This is a genomic window from Blastopirellula marina (genome assembly GCF_002967765.1).
GTDB lineage: Bacteria > Planctomycetota > Planctomycetia > Pirellulales > Pirellulaceae > Bremerella > Bremerella marina_A.
On sequence record NZ_PUHY01000015.1, the window covers coordinates 172,916 to 191,852 of the forward strand.

11 protein-coding genes and 1 tRNA gene are annotated in these 18,937 nt (G+C 52.8%); 10 read left to right on the forward strand and 2 right to left on the reverse strand.

Going from position 1 to position 18,937, the window contains the following annotated elements:
* The first annotated feature begins 148 nt into the window (after positions 1 to 148).
* A complete protein-coding gene (locus C5Y83_RS25265) occupies positions 149 to 1,366 on the forward strand; it encodes a HEAT repeat domain-containing protein (RefSeq protein ID WP_105332583.1) in 1,218 nt (405 codons plus the stop codon).
* A 28-nt stretch (positions 1,367 to 1,394) separates the two neighbouring features.
* Here C5Y83_RS25265 and C5Y83_RS25270 read toward each other — a convergent pair whose 3' ends face one another.
* Entirely contained in the window at positions 1,395 to 1,697 is a 303-nt protein-coding gene (locus C5Y83_RS25270; protein WP_105332584.1) for a hypothetical protein, read from the reverse strand.
* An 808-nt stretch (positions 1,698 to 2,505) separates the two neighbouring features.
* A tRNA-Leu gene (locus C5Y83_RS25275) sits at positions 2,506 to 2,587 on the reverse strand.
* A 191-nt stretch (positions 2,588 to 2,778) separates the two neighbouring features.
* Between C5Y83_RS25275 and C5Y83_RS25280 the strand changes: the two genes are divergently transcribed.
* The 9 genes from C5Y83_RS25280 (at position 2,779) to C5Y83_RS25320 (ending at position 18,937) form a co-directional block, all read left to right on the forward strand.
* Positions 2,779 to 3,444 carry an HAD family hydrolase gene (locus C5Y83_RS25280; RefSeq protein WP_105332585.1) on the forward strand — a complete coding sequence of 222 codons (666 nt, stop codon included), beginning with the start codon at positions 2,779 to 2,781 and terminating at the stop codon, positions 3,442 to 3,444.
* A 142-nt stretch (positions 3,445 to 3,586) separates the two neighbouring features.
* Positions 3,587 to 4,360 carry an NTP transferase domain-containing protein gene (locus tag C5Y83_RS25285; RefSeq protein ID WP_105332586.1) on the forward strand — a complete coding sequence of 258 codons (774 nt, stop codon included), beginning with the start codon at positions 3,587 to 3,589 and terminating at the stop codon, positions 4,358 to 4,360.
* Positions 4,361 to 4,591: 231 nt separating this feature from the next.
* Entirely contained in the window at positions 4,592 to 4,849 is a 258-nt protein-coding gene (locus tag C5Y83_RS25290) for a hypothetical protein (RefSeq protein WP_146117922.1), read from the forward strand.
* A gap of 145 nt (positions 4,850 to 4,994) precedes the next feature.
* Entirely contained in the window at positions 4,995 to 6,740 is a 1,746-nt protein-coding gene (locus C5Y83_RS25295) for an Nramp family divalent metal transporter (RefSeq protein ID WP_199195134.1), read from the forward strand.
* A 132-nt stretch (positions 6,741 to 6,872) separates the two neighbouring features.
* Positions 6,873 to 8,069, forward strand: a complete 1,197-nt coding sequence (locus C5Y83_RS25300; RefSeq protein ID WP_105333053.1) for a glycosyltransferase — start codon at positions 6,873 to 6,875, stop codon at positions 8,067 to 8,069.
* A 125-nt stretch (positions 8,070 to 8,194) separates the two neighbouring features.
* Entirely contained in the window at positions 8,195 to 10,978 is a 2,784-nt protein-coding gene (locus tag C5Y83_RS25305) for a PD-(D/E)XK nuclease family protein (protein WP_105332588.1), read from the forward strand.
* The gene (locus C5Y83_RS25310; protein WP_158262514.1) at positions 10,975 to 14,133 is read left to right on the forward strand and encodes a UvrD-helicase domain-containing protein; all 3,159 of its coding nucleotides are present in this window, start codon (positions 10,975 to 10,977) and stop codon (positions 14,131 to 14,133) included. The genes C5Y83_RS25305 and C5Y83_RS25310 overlap by 4 nt, the downstream gene beginning before the upstream one ends.
* Positions 14,130 to 15,389, forward strand: a complete 1,260-nt coding sequence (locus C5Y83_RS25315) for an exonuclease SbcCD subunit D (protein ID WP_105332590.1) — start codon at positions 14,130 to 14,132, stop codon at positions 15,387 to 15,389. The genes C5Y83_RS25310 and C5Y83_RS25315 overlap by 4 nt, the downstream gene beginning before the upstream one ends.
* The gene (locus C5Y83_RS25320) at positions 15,386 to 18,937 is read left to right on the forward strand and encodes an AAA family ATPase (protein WP_105332591.1); all 3,552 of its coding nucleotides are present in this window, start codon (positions 15,386 to 15,388) and stop codon (positions 18,935 to 18,937) included. Before C5Y83_RS25315 ends, C5Y83_RS25320 begins: the two co-directional genes overlap by 4 nt.

Sequence of the window (18,937 nt, forward strand, 5' to 3'; positions counted from 1 at the left end):
TCGCGATGGCTAGATTGCCTTACCCTTAATTCGGACAAATCGCTATGATCGCCACAATCATTCTGAGATTCCCCTGGCGAACCGTGTGCTAGCAGAGCGATTCTGCGTGCTTCATGCAGATGCCAGCAGTCCTATCCCGAGCAGACCGATGGAACAGCAAGCCGGTTTCACACAGTATCCCGTTCGCATGACCGCAGTCATGGTCGCGGTGATCCTGTTGGCATTTCTCGGCTTCAGCATCGCGGCTCGATGGTATCTGCTACCCAGTCGAATGGATGACGTCCTAATGAATGCATCCGAAGGCGAAATTCCCGAGCGAATGACGCTGGTATTACAGCATTCGCCCACGCCTTATCAGAAACTTGCGAAGTGGATGGCATCGGATCGGCCGGCGATTTCGTTAGAGGCAAGTCGTCGCTTGCACGAGCAGATCAAGCAATGGGAGCAGTACTCCGGCATTCAAATTGCCAACGATGCAACGCAACTTGCCGAGGCATTACACAAGGAGATGGCCCAATATCCCGACAAGGTTCGGGACGACGTCCATCAAATGGCCGTGCGAATGGCTGGTTGGGACATGGGAGGAGCGACTCAACAGGAAGGAGCTTTTCTCGTGGCGGTCGAACGGTTGATGAATCGCTCGGCAGCTTCGAAGGCGGCATCTGAACCGGCGGCAAGTGACGCGATGCTGTCAGAGTATCTCGATCAAGCCGATACCAAAGAAGCAACGTATCCTAGAATCGAACCGATCAAACATGTCAACGAGGTACCACTTAGCTCTGGCCTGCCATGGAATCAGGCTGATTTGCCGACACTTCCTCGTGTGAAAAGCACGGCCTCCCAAATTCCATTAGAACCATCTGTTACGACGAGTGCAGATGTGAATGAGACGTTACGTGCCAATCAACTACTGAGTATCGGCCAGCCCCTCAAGCTTCCACCACTGACTTCGTCACCAAGGCATATCGATCCGGGGCCTAAGCCGCTGGAAGAACTTCCTAACTATGGATCCCTAACGACATTGGAAGTTATCTGGAAGCTTCATGCTCAAAGCACGCGATTAGTAGAGCACGCACGTAATGAATTGACATCCAGGCGATTTACATCAGCCGATCTAGAACTTGCTGCACGTGTTTCGCACCCAGAAATAGCCCAGCGGCTTCAAGTTGTACGCGAGTTGCCACTCATGCAGCGTGATGATCGCAAGACGTGGCTTTACTATATGACGAAGGACCCAGATGAGAGCGTCCGCTATGCAGCTGCGGCCGCTCTCATAACTTCATCCGATCCTCGTCTCTTAAGGCAACTGAAGGCCGAGTTAACGACTGATCCCAGTCCTCGCATCCAGTCCTTGATCAAGAGATAGGTTGCCTGGGCCGTATTCGGGCAAGGCCTTAAACAGAAAGTCGACTTAGCATATCGACTGCTTCTTTAGCACGAGAAACGCCACCCAGCGTTTCGACGAACTCTTTCGCGGTGATTAAGTCATCGGCCGTAATCTTGCCAGACTTGCCAGGTCCTTGTGATTTGCGTTTATCCATCGACTTGATGGTGCTGACATATTGCGGCGTTACATCTTTGTAACCTGACTTCTTAAGCGCATCGGCAACAACGGAAGGAGACGCGCCTGGATTGTCCTTCTGATAGTTGCGGATAGCATCGGCTTTGGAAGGTTTGTTTGCTGGGCGTTTGGCCATGGTAATTACTTTTTTGTGTTAAACAGATAAATGTGATAGATGCAGTGTCGACGTTGAATTCTAGTGTAAGCATAAACTAGTCAATCGTCGATGAGACGGTGAGAGATTTCGCGATGTCCGCAATCTCCGAGAACGTCAGTATGTCTCGTGGATTTTTCGCAACATGCTTGATGTTAGCCGCAAGCAGGACATCTTCGCGTTATATGAAACATAGCATGTAGACTCATCGACATCTTATATTTCACCACTTAGGTTCCCACCGAAACGCATCGACGCGGATCGATAGATGATGTAACTGTTAACATGGACTGTACTGCAGGGTGGATTGCAATTGTCTACGTGTGGGGGTATGTGATTCCCCGCGAAAGAGTCGTGCCTGTTCGTCAAAGGCAGGGAGTCGTAGTTCTATTAGGTTGTATGTCTGGCGCTACAAGGGTGCTAATTGCAAAGCGACTCGCAGGTTCTTGCTATGACACTTCGGCAGTACGCATTGACTAGTTACAAACGCGTGGCGGCCATGCCCGCCTAGAAACGTCTAATTGAGAGAGATGATTCTCACGCTCTTCTTGTTGTGGTTGGTCAACGCACGTCGTGGCTTGAGCGGCACATTGACTTGCCTTTGCCCCGAAAGTGGTAATTGATGCTGAGATAGAGAGACACGTTCCACCAAAAGGTGGTGGAACGTGTCATGCTCGGCAACGTGGACAAGCTAGGTCCAGTGTGAGTGTGATTCGGCAAACATGCCGGATATCAGAGTGTGTTCTATCCGATCCGCGAATGAAAATTACGCGGCGATGAGAAAAAGAAGTGGGGATGACAGGAATCGAACCTGCACTCCTTGCGGAACTAGATCCTAAATCTAGCGCGTCTGCCAGTTTCGCCACATCCCCAGGTTACCGTTCTCCCCTATGTGGACGTCGGGGACGGTCACTAAGTTCCTCAATATATCACGGACTTCCCCCGCTTGGCAACGCGGCCCCTCTTGGGCAATCTGGGAAAAAATGAGACAACCGAAACAGGCTTTCCCAGAAACCAGGTTCGCCTTACTCATTCAATTACCCCGTAAGAAGTAGAAAACGAGATGTCTGCGATCCGCGCCGTGGTGTTTGATATGGATGGAACCATCCTGAATACCGAGATGCTCTATCCCAAAGTATCTGCCGAGATCTTACGACGGCGTGGTCTCAACCTGACGCAAGATTTGACCGATGCCATGATGGGCCGACCAGCTCCGGTGGCATTTCAGGCGATGATCGATTGGCACGACTTGGCGGATACGATCCAAATTCTGGAACGAGAATCGGAAGAGATCTTCGCAGATATCTTGGAGGTTTCCCTGGGGTTGATGCCTGGCTTCACTGAGTTATTCAAATCGTTGAAGGATTCCAGGTACCCACTAGCTGTTTGTACCAGCGCCAGTCGCTCGACTGCGCTCGATTTGCTGAGTCGGTTTAACATCACGCCCGATTTAGATTTTGTAATCGGGGGTGATGAGGTACAGCACGGCAAGCCACATCCTGAAATCTATTTGACTGCGGCAAGTCGTCTTGCGGTTTCCCCGCAAGAAATTGCCGTGTTCGAAGATAGTGAAACGGGCTGCAGGGCGGCAATTGATGCGGGTACACATGCCATTGCTGTACCCGGAGATCATAGCAGAAAGCACACATTTGATGGGGCACAGCTGATTGCCGACACGCTCCATGATCAACGTATCTACGATCTGCTGAAACTCTCTCGGCCGGTCTAGCGGTACCTTGTGATAAGTCGAGCAATCACCTAGTTTCGTTCTTAAGATTGACGAAAAACACCTGCGCCCCCTACACTGCAAGTGCAGACCCCTGGCCGCGTGCTGCGGCCGCACCTCCCTCCCGCACTAAAGGATTGCCGCGATGAAACACCTCGCCATCGTTCAGATCGATGACCAACTCAATTTGGCACCTGGAGAGCAGCGAAGCGACGCATTGGCTCCCAGTAAATTGGCCGGTCGAAAGCTTGCCGCCAAACCTCTGATCGAATGGCTGGTTCGACGCGTTTCGGAGGCTGAACTTATCGACGGTATCGTGGTCGTTATGCCAGATGAACCGCAGTATCGCGAGTTGGCGAACTTGATTCCGCTCGATATCCCTTGCCATTTCAGTACGAAATCAACTCCATTGGCCCGACTGGCCGATGCTTCGGCTGAGTACCCATCCAGTTCGGTCGTTCGTGTTCCTTTAGAAACGCCCTTCTGCGATCCCGTGCTGATTGATCGTCTCCTGACAACCGCTCAGCAGCACGAGAAAAAGGACTACATCGGATATTCAATGGAAGATGGTTCGCCGGCTTGTCGGTCGAATATTGGGCTTTTTGCCGAGTGGATTCGAAGTTCGGCCCTAGCCAAAGCGGCCCGAGAAGTGAAGTCCGTAGCCGATTCGTACCATATCAATAGCTCGTTCCTCGACTATCCCGAACTATTTAAGCAAGAGACGCTGCCGGTCCCCAAATCGCTTGATCGGAATGATCTTCGTTTCTCCGTGGGCAACGAAGATGACTGGGAAGAACTGCTGGCGATCGTTGATGTGCTGGGAACTGAAACCTTGGAATGGCAAGACATGGTCCGCGTTATCGATGGTCAGCCGACGATGCGAGATCGTATGGCGCAACGAAATCGTGTGATCGCTTAGTTTTGTGAATCCCAGCAAATTCAAATTCAAATTGAAAGGCCGGCCTCGTTTTCGAGGCTGGCTTTTTTCGTAGAGAGTCAGGGCGAGGGAGCTGTTAAGTGCTAGCACTCGTTGGCAGTAAATCCGTTGTAACCGTTAAATTCGACTCAACTTGCCAGATTCGGTACGTCGATAGAAGGAAGGAAACGATATCCCTCGACGATTCGGCTCCCTTTGCAAGGCTGCGATGCCATGAAAACATCCCTCTACCTGATCGCCACTGTTATGCTATCCAGCAGCTTGGGCTGTTCGATGTGTAGTCATCCTTTTGACTACTCGTATGCGGCGTTCGACGAGGCGCAAATGAGCGGCCATCGCGCGGGGTCCGCTTTTGCTCCCTACAGTTCAACGACTCACACGGTGATTGACGGTGCTGGTCCGACCGAGGCTGATGGCGAAATCGAATCGATGGAAGAAGAAGTCATTTACTACGATTCTGCCAACCCGTAGTCGAAGCGCGCCGCGCTCCAGCCACGCACTCTCTTCTCTCTCTATCACAGGCAAGTTCTTTTCAAGCCTGTCAAAATGGGTTAGCCTGTAGCCAACCTCCTCCATCATCCCCCGGGACGCATGTCCCCTCACCTCGTTGTCTCCCATGAGCGAAGCTGCGCCCCCTCCCGGAGAAACACCGGACGAGATCGATCTCACTCTGGATCCACCTACTCGTTTCGCTTCCATGCTTACGCGACTCGGGCCTGGGCTAATCGTAGCTGGCTCAATCGTTGGCTCGGGCGAGTTAATCGCTACGACTAAGACGGGTGCTGAGGCAGGGTTCGCCCTTCTGTGGCTCATCATCTTGGGCTGCGTGATCAAAGTATTTGTTCAGGTCGAGTTCGGACGTTATACGATTACCTCCGGTAAGACCGCGCTTGACGGATTGAATGAAATCCCAGGCCCTGCCGTTCGTTTCAGAGCCTGGGGAGAGCGCCGAAGCATCAACTGGTTGATGGTTTATTGGCTGTTGATGACGTTGGCCAGTCTCGCGCAGCTAGGTGGTATCGTCGGGGCGGTGGGGCAGGCGATGCAAATCTGTGTCCCGCTGACCGAACGAGGACAGCAGTACAACGAATTCGCCAAGACCCAAGCTGAGGTTCAAATTCAGGAGACACTCGCGCGACTTGCTCGGCAACGCGACGACAAGCCTGCGTTGGCTCTGGCAGAAGCAAGCCTAGATTCTTTAGAAGCCAATATGTCCGATGTTTCGACGCAATACTTAGAACTACGGCGAACGATTCAAGCTACTCAAAGTCAACTAAGCACTACAACAGACGAAGCAGAAATCAAACAACTAAATCAACGAATAAAAAACTCGCGTTCAGCGATGGAGGAATTAAAGCAATCCATCGTCAGTATTGATGACAAGCTGTGGGCCGGGATCATTGCCGTTATCACCTCCGGATTGCTGTACATGGGGCGTTACCATTTCATCCAAAACTTCTCGACGATCTTGGTTGCCAGTTTTACGTTGGTCACCATCGGCAATCTCTTTGCATTGCAGTTTTCTCCTGACTGGGCTGTCTCCGGCAGTGAAGTACTAAAAGGGCTGAGCTTTAGTTTGCCAGGAACCACCGTCGCCGGAGCAACGCCTGTCGTGACGGCACTCGCCACCTTCGGCATCATTGGTGTCGGGGCTTCCGAGTTGATCACCTATCCCTACTGGTGCGTCGAACGAGGGTATGCCCGATTCACTGGCCCATGGGAAGCATCTGAGGGCTGGGCGAAGCGCGCCACAGGTTGGATGAAGGTCATGCAACTCGACGCATGGGGATCGATGTTCGTCTATACGTTCGCCACGATCGCGTTCTACTTGCTAGGGGCCGCAATTCTCGGACGCGCCGGAATGAATCCAGAGAGCACCGAATTGATCCGAACGTTAAGCGTGATGTACGAACCTGTTTTCGGCGCGATCGCTCCTACACTATTCTTGTTTGGTGCGTTCGCAGTCCTGTATTCCACATTCTTTGTCGCTAACGCCGGGCATGCACGCGTCGATGCAGACGGGATTCGCTTATTCGGAGTCATCCCTCCTTCGCCCCAGGCACTGCACAACACCGTTTCGGTCTTCAACATTGCCTTCCCGCTGCTTTGCTTCGTTGTATATGCCTTTATTCCAGCCCCCGCCCGACTAGTGCTTTTGAGCGGCGTGATGCAAGCGATCATGCTTCCGATGCTTTCGTTCGCAGCGTTATATTACCGATACCGACGAATTGACGCGCGACTTACGCCAGGGCTGCTTTGGGATATCGGACTTTGGCTGTCTTCGTTCGGGATGTTGATCGCTGGAGGTTATCTGTTTTACGCCAAACTCCCCGAGTTAGCGGTATTGCTAAGCGGGGAGTAATTGAAACGTCTCACAATCGTTACAAACGATAACGACGACGTCATGCAATGTTCGCATAAGGCTAAATCGATCAAGCTGTGACGCTTGATGGAACGTACGTTTGAGAAAATCAACTCAAACGACGAGCCCATCATGTCTGATGTCATTCTATCGCCGCCTGATCAACAAATCGCAACCTTGCCGGAAGAACCGCAGTTGCGTCCTTTGGCCAAAGTTGCACACGTCATTAACGGCGAATTTTATTCCGGAGCCGAACGCGTCCAAGACCTACTCGGCAAGTGTCTTCCAAGCTTCGGCTACGATGTAAGCTTCGTTTGTCTGAAGCCTGGGCAATTTGCAGAATCTCGCTCGGCAAGCGTTGGCCCCATTTACGATTTGCCGATGCGAAGCCGTCTCGACTTGTGGAAAGCCAAGACGCTTGCTGACCTGATCAAGCAAGAAAACTTTGAGATCGTGCATGCCCATTCACCTCGGAATGCGATGATCGGAATGGGAGCTGCCTATTTGGCGAATGTTCCTTTCGTCTATCATGTTCACAGTCCCACGTCGCGAGATTCAACGCATCAGTTCCGTAACTGGGTGAATCAGCGAATCGAACAAGTCTCAGTTACGCGGGCAGAGAAACTTGTGTGCGTTTCTAACAGTCTAGCGGCCCACATGAAATCGCTCGGCGTACCTGAAAGCAGGTTGGCTGTGGTCCATAACGGGGTACCACAGGTTTTCGATGTTCCTTACCGCGAACTCCCGGTTGGTGACTGGACTTTGGGAACGGTCGCCTTATTCCGACCTCGCAAGGGCCTCGAGGTGTTATTGGAAGCGATGGCACAGCTTCGCGAACGTGGTCATCAGGTTCGACTACGAGCTGTCGGTCGTTTTGAAACGCCTGACTACGAACAAAAGATCAAGTCGTTGGTCACTCAGTTGAGATTAGCCGAAGCGATCGACTGGGTCGGTTTCACGAACGATGTGGTCTCCGAATTCGCAAAAATGGATCTCTTTGTCCTGCCTAGCCTGTTCGGTGAGGGACTGCCGATGGTTGTTCTCGAAGCAATGGCCACCGGAGTGCCGGTCGTCGCGACCGACGTGGAAGGAGTCACCGAGGCAATCATTGATGGCGAAAGTGGAATCATCGCGATTCCGAACGATCCCAATAACTTGGCGCAACGAATCGAATCGATATTGATCGGTACCGTGGACTGGCGAGCGATGCGTCGCAACGCCATGGAGCGTCATGCGGAATCGTTCTCTGACATGGCCATGGCCCGTGGTGTCGCATCGGTTTACGACGAGATTTTGCAGCGAACTCCCGCGGTTTTAGAGACCGTGTGACCTAACGTGTCATGTCCCTGCGAGAGACTTGATCCGTAATGCCACTCTTTAGGTGACTTCTCCTCCATGCCGAGGGGCTGTATCCTACGAGGGACACGGACAAGATTTTCTCCAGGGATGGCCTGATGCCAATATCGCGTAAATTTCTATCCTGGGACGAGCCCATTTTACCGTCGGCGGCCGATTGGCTGATCCGCACCATGGGGGTAACGACCAGCGACCCACCCCTGGTTGACCTTTCCCGCTGCTTGGTGGTCGTACCTGGCGGTTTGGCGAGTCGACGTCTGCAGGAACTGCTCGTTCAGCGCGTCGAAAAGGATGGTCGCTCGCTCATCCCCCCTCAGGTGATTACGGTTGGTTTGTTGCCTGAGCATCTATACGACGCGCGATTTCCTTTCGCATCGGAATTGACGCAGCAGTTTGCCTGGGGTGAGACGCTTCGTAGTGTTTCCCCTGCCGAACTTGCGCCACTTATTCCTCAGCCGCCAGAAACGACCGATTTCGCCAGTTGGCGAGACTTCGGCGATGCCGTCCGGAAGGTTTATCGCGAGTTGATTTCCAACGCGTTCGACTTCACCGAGGTGGCAGAAAAAGCGCAGTCACTGGAAGGATTCACCGAACAAGCCCGCTGGGACGTTCTTGCCCGTCTCCAATCTGCCTATCTCGAGCGTCTTGATGCTCTAAAAATCTGGGACAAACAATCGGCCCGCCTATATGCCGTGAAACATAACGAGTGTCATTGTGATGAACACATCGTCCTATTGGGGACGGTCGACTTGAACCGTGTTACGCGTCAGATGCTCGATCAAGTCGCTGCCAAACAAGGGGAAATCACGGCCTTGGTCGGGGCTCCGGAAGCCTGGAGTAATCATTTCGATGAACATGGTTGTCTGATCGCCGACGCTTGGGAAGAAGAGGCGATCGACCTCGATTGGCAATCGATTGCCATTGTCGATGGACCGACACAGCAAGCCGATCAAGCTGTAGGCACCATCGCTCAGGTTGCCGAGCAGTATTCCGCCAAGGACATTATTATTGGTCTGCCAGAAGAGTCGCTCCTGGGTGAAATTCGCCGGATTTTCCAACAGCATGGACTCAAATGTCGCTACGGTCCTGGTGAGCCTGTTACGGCCTCGCTGCCGTTTCGCTTGTTGGAATGTGTGATCGAGCTTTCTCAAACGCGCCGATACCAAGCCCTGGCGTCCGCGGTGCGGCACCCAGACTTGTTCGGTTATCTGAAGTTCTTTAATCCAGGCATCGAACAGTTAGATGCCTGGTTTAACGATCGCTTGCCAGACGAAGTGAGTAGCAAGCTGATCGACGAGAAACTAGGTGAAGCGGTCACGGCGCTGTCCGAATTGACCACGCCATTCGCCACCGACAAGCTGACTTTGCCCGAGTGGGCCGAGCGCATTCGTGAATTGCTCCAGGCCATCTATGGCGAGCGGATGATTGACCTAGATTCAAGTGATAACCAACGCATCGCTCGTCCCCTTTCCTCCATCAATGACGCTTTGGCTGCCTGGAGCGAGATTCCCGAATCGCTTTCATTGCCATGCGTTTCGACGGACATGATGAGAGTCCTAAGGAACCAACTTGCCTCGCTCATGGTGCCGGCCGAACATGATCCCGAGTCGATCGAGGCACTCGGTTGGCTCGAACTGCCGTTAATGGACGCCCCTGTTTGCATTGTAACCAGCTTTAGCGACGGGTTGATTCCGAGTTCCAATTCGGCCGATTTGTTTTTGCCAAATACGTTACGAAAACTATTGGGCCTGGAAGACGATTCACTTCGCTATGCTCGCGATGCGTATCAAGTTCAGGTGATTCAGCACACGCGTAAAGTAACTGCTTGGATCGTGCCCAAACGAAACGCGGATGGCGACCCGCTGGCACCTAGTCGATTGCTCTTTACGGGGGATACAACGGACCTACCGCAACGCGTGCAAAAGTTCTTTGGTTCGGCTCAGACGCCACTGAATAGTGCGAAGCAACCCAGTTCAGAAACGCGTGATCATCGCCAACGCATTGTCATTCCTGCTCCGGGTGAATATGAGATGCCGTCGTGGGATCGCTTTTCCGCCACTCGCATCAATCAGTATTTGAAGTGCCCTTATCGCTTCTATCTGAAATACGTCGCACGGCTCAAAGGAGATGATGACTGGGCGACAGAACTTGACGGGGGCGCGTTTGGAAACCTGGCTCACGATACGCTGCAAGCCTTCGGTACCGGAGACGTGAAAGATTCGACGGATGAAAAGGTGATCTTTGACTTTCTGTCTGATACGCTCAGCGATGTTGCCCTCAAACGATACGGCAAGGATCCACAGGCAACTATTAAATTACAAATCGAACAGCTAAGGCTACGTTTACGTGCTTTCGCACGCGGTCAGTCGCTGCACCGGCAAGAGGGCTGGCTGATCAAACGAACCGAGGTTGAAATCGAAAGTCCTTATCCTACGATCAAAGTTGATAAGAAGGAGATCGAACTCGAAGGACGAATTGACCGGATTGACCACAATCCGGAAACGGGTGAATGGGCCGTGTGGGATTACAAGACGGGCGATAGCGTAAGCGACCCCGAGAAAGATCATCAATCAGGTCCACGCAACGAGAAAGTATGGACCGGTGTGCAGTTGCCGTTTTATCGGCACCTAGTTAAAGCGGTAGGCGTCAAAGGTCCGGTATCGCTTGGCTATATCACGCTTCCTAAACTCGGCGAGGAGTTTCGCTTCCGCGTAGCAAAGTGGACTGAAGATGATCTCGATCAAGCAGACGCAACCATCGTTGATGCCATCCGAAATATAAGAGCCGGAAACTTCTTTCCGCCTGCCGAAATGCAGTACATCGACGAGTTCTCTCGAATCTGTCAGGACACGGTTCTCGGCAAATGGGAGGTCACCCAATGAACGCGGCGTCTCCCTTCCCGAATACGTTGATTCGCGCCTCGGCTGGTAGTGGTAAGACCTATCGCCTGTCGAGTCGATACCTAGGCATCGTTGCGCACAGTGGCCGTCCGGATGAAATCTTGGCGACGACGTTTACGCGAAAAGCGGCCGGTGAGATTCTCGATCGTATCATGATGCGTCTGGCGGACGCAGCCGCCAGCCCGAAGAGATTGGCAGAGCTTAACGCTTCCATTGAAGGGCAACCGCTCACGCAAAGCGAATGCTTGGAAGCCCTTCGCCAAATTCCGCAGCAAATGCATCGACTGCAAGTGAAGACGCTTGATAGTCACTTCATACGCTTGGCGCAGTGTTTTAGCTTCGAGTTAGGTTTGCCACCCGACTGGAATATTCTTGACGACGTCGACGACCAGCGGCTGCGAATGGACGCCGTGAATCGGGTACTCTCGCATCCAGAGACGAGCGAAGTCGTTCAATTACTTCACTTGTTGAGCAAGGGAAGTTCCGAGCGAAGCGTTTCCCGATTGGTGATGAACCTGGTAAACGATCTGTACGGAATCTTCCTCGAATCCACCGAAGCATCATGGCAGGTTCTAACCGCCTCGGCCGCGCCGAAGGAGAAAGAGGTCGAGGATGCAATCCATTTTTTGGAGAGCTACCAAACCGATGCGAAGTCGCTTAAGAAGGCAATCGATGCCGATGTCGAGCGGTTTCGTAGTTCGAACTGGCCTAAGTTCTTCGACACAGGAATCACGCCGAAGGTAGTCGCAGGCGAAGAAGTCTTCAGCCGCAAGCCGATTCCAAAAGAGATCATTCGCGTTTATCAAACGTTGATTCGCTATGTTCAAAGCATTTTGATTGGTCGTACGGTTGATCAAAATCGTGGCGCATATCAGCTGTTATCACAATTTCACGAGCAGTACGAACGCCTGAAATGGCAACGACGCGGATATCGCTTCGAAGATGTAACGCGCAAACTGAGCGATGCCTTGGAAAAGAATTCCGAAATTCAGAATCAGTTTCGACTCGATCGTAAAATCGAGCACTTGCTGCTGGATGAATTTCAAGATACCTCGCCCACACAATGGGAAGTGATTCGTCCAGTCGCTCAGAAGATCGCTCAGCAACCTCAAGACCGGTCGCTGCTCTGCGTCGGCGATATGAAGCAGGCCATTTATGCCTGGCGTGGTGGTGTGGCAGAGATCTTCGATGCCGTCGAGAACACGCTGCCAGGCATCGATTCGGTCGACATGGATCGTAGTTACCGATCTTCGCCTATCATCATGCAAACGGTCAACAAGATCTTCGGCCGCTTGAAAGACTTCCCCGCAGCCGGGAAATTACGAGCAGGCATCGATCATTGGCTGCGTTTTTTTCACGACCATGAGACGGCTCGTACCGAGTTGCCAGGACACGTGACGCTGGAAACGGCGGCACTCGACATCGAAGGTAAACCAAGCGAAGAGATGGTCTTGCGGCGAACGGCGGACCTGGTTGCGGAACTCGCTCACAAGGCACCGCACGTCACGATCGGGGTCTTGGTGCGTCGCAACGCGACAATCGCTTCAATGATCTACCTGCTTCGCCAACGCAATGTCATGGCCAGTGAAGAAGGGGGCAACCCTCTCACTGATTCGGCGGCCGTTCAGTTGATTCTTTCGCTGCTTGAGTGGATCGATCACCCAGGCAACACGGCGGCTCGGTTTCATGTACTCGAATCTCCGCTGGCCACATTGCTGGAATTTGAGGGAGGTAAACCGGCAAACTGGGAGTCGGTGGCAAACAAACTTCGGTACGAATTGCTGGTCGATGGCTACGGTGCAGCCATCGGTCGTTGGGCAAAATTGATTCAGCCGAAATGCTCGCCGCGGGAAGAACGTCGTTTAGAACAGTTGCAACGATTGGCCTTTGCCTATCAGTCGAAAGCAACGCTTCGCCCACAAGATTTTGTCCGGTTCATCGAATCGCAGCGGGTTGGGGATTCTTCGAGTGCGGCTGTCCGAGTGATGAATGTTCATCAATCGAAGGGCTTAGAGTTTGATGCGGTCTTTCTGCCAGAACTCGACAACCGAATTCCATCTCAATCGGATAGCTTCGTCCTGGAGCGAGAAGATCAGATCGGACCGATCCGCGGTGTAACCCATTACATCTCTGAAAATCTGCGTCAATTATTGCCAGAGCCCATTCAAGAGATGTTCGAACAAGCACAGCAGAAGAATGTGGTCGAATCCTTGTGCGTGCTGTACGTCGCATTGACCCGGGCCGTCCATGCATTGCACATGGTGGTCGCGCCTCGTCCCCAGCCGAAATCAGGGGGCGATGGGCCATCCAAATCGTTCGCAGGGATCGTGCTGAATGGCCTTGCCGATACGCCGTATCCAATTGAACAGCGGCTTCTGTATCACGACGGCGATCCCGTCTGGTACAAACAGGTCGAACAGGAAGTCGCCGAGTCTGACGATCAGGCTTCCGCCAGTGAAACACGCTTGCCAGTTACATTGAAACAAGCCGACAATTTCGCCTTGGGCGAGTTTGTTGCTCCTTCCTCGCTCGAAGGAGGACGACTCCGCCGCGTCAAGGATCTCCTCCGTAGCGAAACGAACAACGCTGGCATGCATTACGGCTCGGCCATGCATCATTGGTTCGAGTCGATAAATTGGCTGGAAGGTTTTAGCGTGGAACGCAGCGAGATGATCGCTTCCGCGCGAACTTTGTTTGGCGAGTTCCCGTATGAGAACGCATTCCGCAAGTTCGAGTCACTACTGAAATCGCCGGAAGCAATCGGACTGTTGTCTTCCGCAGGATATCAGACAACTCCTTGGTGGAATTCCACTACCGAATGTGAAGTCTCGATTCGCTGCGAATTTCCCTTTGCGATTACACATGAAGGGGGAGTGTTGCGGGGCTCGATCGATCGTCTTGCATTGGTGCGACAAAATGACAAACTGATCGCGGCGGATGTGATCGACTTCAAGACCGATCAGTTCGATAGTGAAGAGCGACTTGACGAAAAGGTTACGCACTATCGCCCGCAAATCGACTGTTATCGCCGTGCGGTCGCCAAGATGTTTCAACTTCCCTTATCATCCATCCGCGGAACGTTGTTCTTTGTGCACGGCCCACGCGTGATCAATTGGCTGGAAGAACCGACGACATGACGAAATTCATCCACACCGCCGATCTCCACATCGATAGCCCTCTGCGTGGCTTGGCGATGCGTGACGAGACGATGATGCGCACGGTACAGCGGGCTACCCGTACCGCACTCCAGCGGATCATCGACCTGGCGTTGAAGGAACAAGTTGCCTTCGTCCTAATCGCGGGCGATCTGTTCGACGGCGAATGGAAGGACATGCACTCTGGGCAGTGGGCGGCAGGGCAGTTTCGTCGACTGGAAGAAGCGGGTATCGGCGTCTATTACATTCGTGGTAACCACGATGCCGTCAGTCAGATTCAACGTAAGATTCGCTGGCCTTCGAATGTCGTTGAACTCCCGCATGACGAGCCGACGACAATCGTGTTGGAAGACCTGGGCGTAGCGATTCACGGACAAGGGTTCGCCGATCAGAAAGTCGAAATCGACTTGGCGGCTCGTTATCCCGAAAGGATCAACGGAATGTTCAACGTCGGTATGCTGCATACCAGCTTGACCGGTAGCGAACAGCACGACACCTATGCCCCGACCTCATTGGAAGTTCTGAAGAGCAAAGGGTACGACTACTGGGCGCTGGGGCATATTCATTTGCGAAACGCCGAGCCGATTTGTGTCGAGCCGTATGTCACTTACAGTGGGAATCCTCAAGGACGTCACATTCGCGAAGCTGGCGACAAAGGCTGCCTGATCGGCGAGATCGAAGGAGAGTCGCTTAAGGAAGTCAAGTTCCACAGCACCGATACGCTTCGCTGGCAGGAATTAATCGTTGACGTTTCAAATGATACTTCGCTCGATGGCGTGTTGGCCAAAGCTGGCCAGGCCATCCAAACCCAACACACACGGCACGGCGGATTGAGTTCTGCATTTCGATTAACCTTCTCCGGGGCGACCAAGGTACACGAGGAACTCTCCGACCTGATTCGACGGGCCGAAATATACCAGCAAATCTTTGCGGCCGCTGAATCGGTCGACGATGAAGTGTGGATCGAGAAGATTCGTTTCGATACACGACCTGTGGAAGACGCGATCACGCGTGATGCCCACGAACTGTGGCAAGCAATTGCCCAACAATTTGATCAAACACAAGACGATCCGGAAGCGAACCAGCAGTTGCAGGAATTGGTTAAACCGGTCCTTGATAAAATCACAGCCGCCCACATCAACTTGAGTGAAGAAGGCACGCTTGATCAGCGCTTACCGCAATGGATGGAAGCCGCCAAGCAACTTCTCCGTAGCCGACTAGGGGCACAGAACTCGTGAAACTCCGCCGACTCGACCTCGAAAACTTTGGCATTCATGCCGAACAGACATTTCCCTTCGCCGAACAAGGGCTGCAGCTGATCTACGGCCGGAATGAAGCAGGGAAATCAACGCTGCTACAATCGGTACGTGAGCTCCTGTTCGGCTTTGCGCATGCTGGGAGTAATCCGTTCGCACCAGATTCCAAAACGAAAAAGATGCGAGCGACTGCCCAGCTCACGCTCAAAGATGGAAGCGAACTAGAGATTGTTCGCCGTCAGGGGAACAAGAACACACTTAGCGGTGGCTATGTAACGAGTGAAGAATCGGTTGATGAAGTGCGCTGGCAACAACTGCTTAGTGGTGCCGATCAGCAGATGTATCAGCATGTCTTCGGTTTCTCGCTCCAGGAGCTCGCCACCGGCGAGGAAAGCTTGAAGGAAGCGAACCTCGACGAAGCACTGTTCGGTGGTGGACTCGGGCGATTGCATGATTACAAGCAACTGATCAAGAGCATTGAGGAGGAAGCCGACAATCTGTTCAAAAGTCGAGGTCAGAAACAGCAGATCAATAGCATTCTGGCAGAAATCAAAAGCTTAAAGTCCGAGCTGAAAGAATCCTCTCTTCGTCCGGCCGAATACGAAGAGTGGCTCAGTCAGGCCAATCGATGTGAGGAAGAACTGACGCGACTTCAAGCCGTTCGGGATCAGGTGTTTCGTCGTCAACAACATCTCGATCGGTTGAAGCGAGCTCATCCGCTATGGATCGAATTGCAGTCCAAGCAGCAACAGCTCGCCAAGCTCGATGCACCAAGTTCCTTTCCCGCCGATGCGTTGGATGAACTCGCGCAGACACGTAATCAGGCCAAGAAGCTGGCTAGTGAGATCGATGACCTCGTCCGCGATTTGGCTCGTATCGAAAAAGAAGTTGGCGATATCGAGTTCAACGAGGCGTTGATTGAATCAGGCGAGGCAATCCGCTCGCTGGTTTTTGGCATCAAGGAAGTCCGCAATTACCGTCGCGACATTCCGGTTCGTCAACAAGAGCGGGAGCATGATCTCGACGAAGCTCTACGCATCCTGCGACGAATCGATCCAAAATTACAGCTCGATCAGGTTGGCCAATTCGAATTGACATTCGCCGACCGAAACAGCATCCAGCAGCTCGCTCGCAAACGGCAACGCGTACTAACCGAATTGGAATCGCAAGCCCCGGAACTGGAGCGACTTGATCGCGAAATCCTCGAGCTGGAAGCGACTTTGGACGCCATCCCAGTCAAATCGCAAGAGTTGGTCGATAAGTTGCGCACCAGTCGCCAACCGTTGGCCGAGGCCATCAAAGAAAAACGCGAGTTGGAAGCGGCGATTTCCGATTTGACAATGCAGGTTTCCCAGAGAAGTGCAAGTATCGAGTCGGTTCTGACGGAAGAATTGAACTGGGAAAACGCCCTGCCGGTACCGATGGAGTCGACAATTACGAAGTTCGATCAGCAGCTGCAAGTCATTGCAGAAGAGATTCGCAGTGCCGAACGTACCGTTCGCGAAACGAACGAAGAGCTCGTTGCCAAACGAGATGAACTACGCCGCATGGAACAAGGCGTTGATTTGGTTTCGCAAGATTTATTGGACGAAAGCCGCGGCAAACGGGATGCGAATTGGAAGTCTCTGCGGCAAATCTTGCTGGGCGAATCGGACAGCCTGGCTCGTGACGAACTTCACCCACAGACGGAAGCGTTTGAAGGCCAAATAAAAGAATCGGATGTGATGGCCGATAAACGTTATCGCAATGCCCAGTTGCTGGCCGAACATCAAGCAGTCGCCGGACAAATCGCGACTCTGGAAGAGCGTTTTGAAGGACGTCAATCGCACGTTACAAATCTGAATGAGAAGCAAACACGCTTGCTCGCCGAATGGGAAGCCGAATGGAGAACGTGTGGCATCCACCCAAAGTCCCCTCGTGAGATGAACGCTTGGCGTCTCGCGTATTTGGAGTTAGTCCAGATTCATGCCGAGATCGATCGCAAGCGGCATGAACTGCAGCCTCTCGAAAAACGAATCGAAGCGACGACGAAGCTCCTGGCTGATACGAAGCAGTTGCCCGAGCAGGTGTCGACCATGGAGATGTTAAGCTGGATCGATGCTTATCTACGTGAAGCTGAGGGTTTTCGAGAAAAGCAGACGGAACTGAGGATTCGTATCGAATCGAAGCAGGACGAACGCCGATCGTCACAACAACAGCAAGAGAAGCGACAACAGCAACTCGCCGAGATCGAAGCTCGTGGTAGCGAGATCTTGACCATCTTTCAATCTCTCGGTGACGTTGACATTGAGTTGGCGGGCGAATTGATCTCGGCGATCGACGAGATTCAGGGGCATTTGACTAGCGCGGCCAAGCTGGAGCAGCGAATCTCGGACATGGAGGCGGGGTTGATTGATTTTCAACAGCAAGTTCAAACCGTCTTGGAGTCCACCGCGGAATCGCTTGAAGAAATGCCGCCAGAACATGCGGCCGAACGCCTGGGGACATTGTTAACGGAGGCCGAACGTCGTCATTCGAGGCGGAAGGAACTGCAATTCGAACGGCAGGTGACCTCACAAACACACGAGAACCGTCAAGCGGAACATGCGGAATTGGAGGCCCGATTGGCCAAGTGGCGGAAGCAAGTTGCTGTCAACAGCGACGAAGAACTGGAGAGCGTTTCGCAAACCGTTCGTGCTCGCCACAAGATGGAAGAGGAAATCGCAGCCAAGGAAAATGAACTAGCCTTGGTGCGTGAATCAGAAGAGCCCACGTCGTTTCAGGAAGCACTTGCGAGCCTCGATCGTGATCAGCTTGAACTCGATCTCAACGAGGTGACACGTGAGTTTGCTGGTATTCAGGAAAATCTCGCCCAGTCCAATCAACAACTGGGTGAACTCAATTCACGTCTGCGCGAAGTCGATCTTTCTAGTCGGGCCGTGATTGCCCAAGGAAAGATCGAGTCGCTTCAGTCCGATCTCTCTGATTGTCTTGATCGTCTGGGGCCACTGCTGATTGCCAAAGAAATGCTGGCCCGCGCGATGAAGGCGTTCCGGGAAGAAAACTCGGGGCAGCTGTTAGCTTCGATCAGCGAACTTTTGGAGCGGATGACCGAAGGGCGTTATGTGAAGGTCGAACCCGACTTGGAGAAAGAAGGCGGGCTGCTATTGGTGGGGCAGGGGGATATTCGGAAGAAGCCTGTCGAACTGAGCACCGGCACACGCGAGCAGTTGTACTTGGCGATTCGTCTGGCGTACATTCGCCACTATTGCCAAGGCGCTGAACCGTTGCCCGTGTTGATGGACGATATACTGGTGAACTTCGACGACGATCGTCAGGTCGCTACGCTGAAGGTGCTTGCTGATTTCGATCCTGAAATTCAAATCATTCTGTTGACATGCCATCAACCGCTCGTGGCCAAGGTACAATCGTTGAAAGGGGATAACCCGATTCATCGACTCGACGGACAAGCGGTCGTTGCAGAGACCGCCAAGCCGAAGTCAGCACGTAAGAAGTCCTCCGCAAAATCCTCGACACCGAGCTTGTTTTAA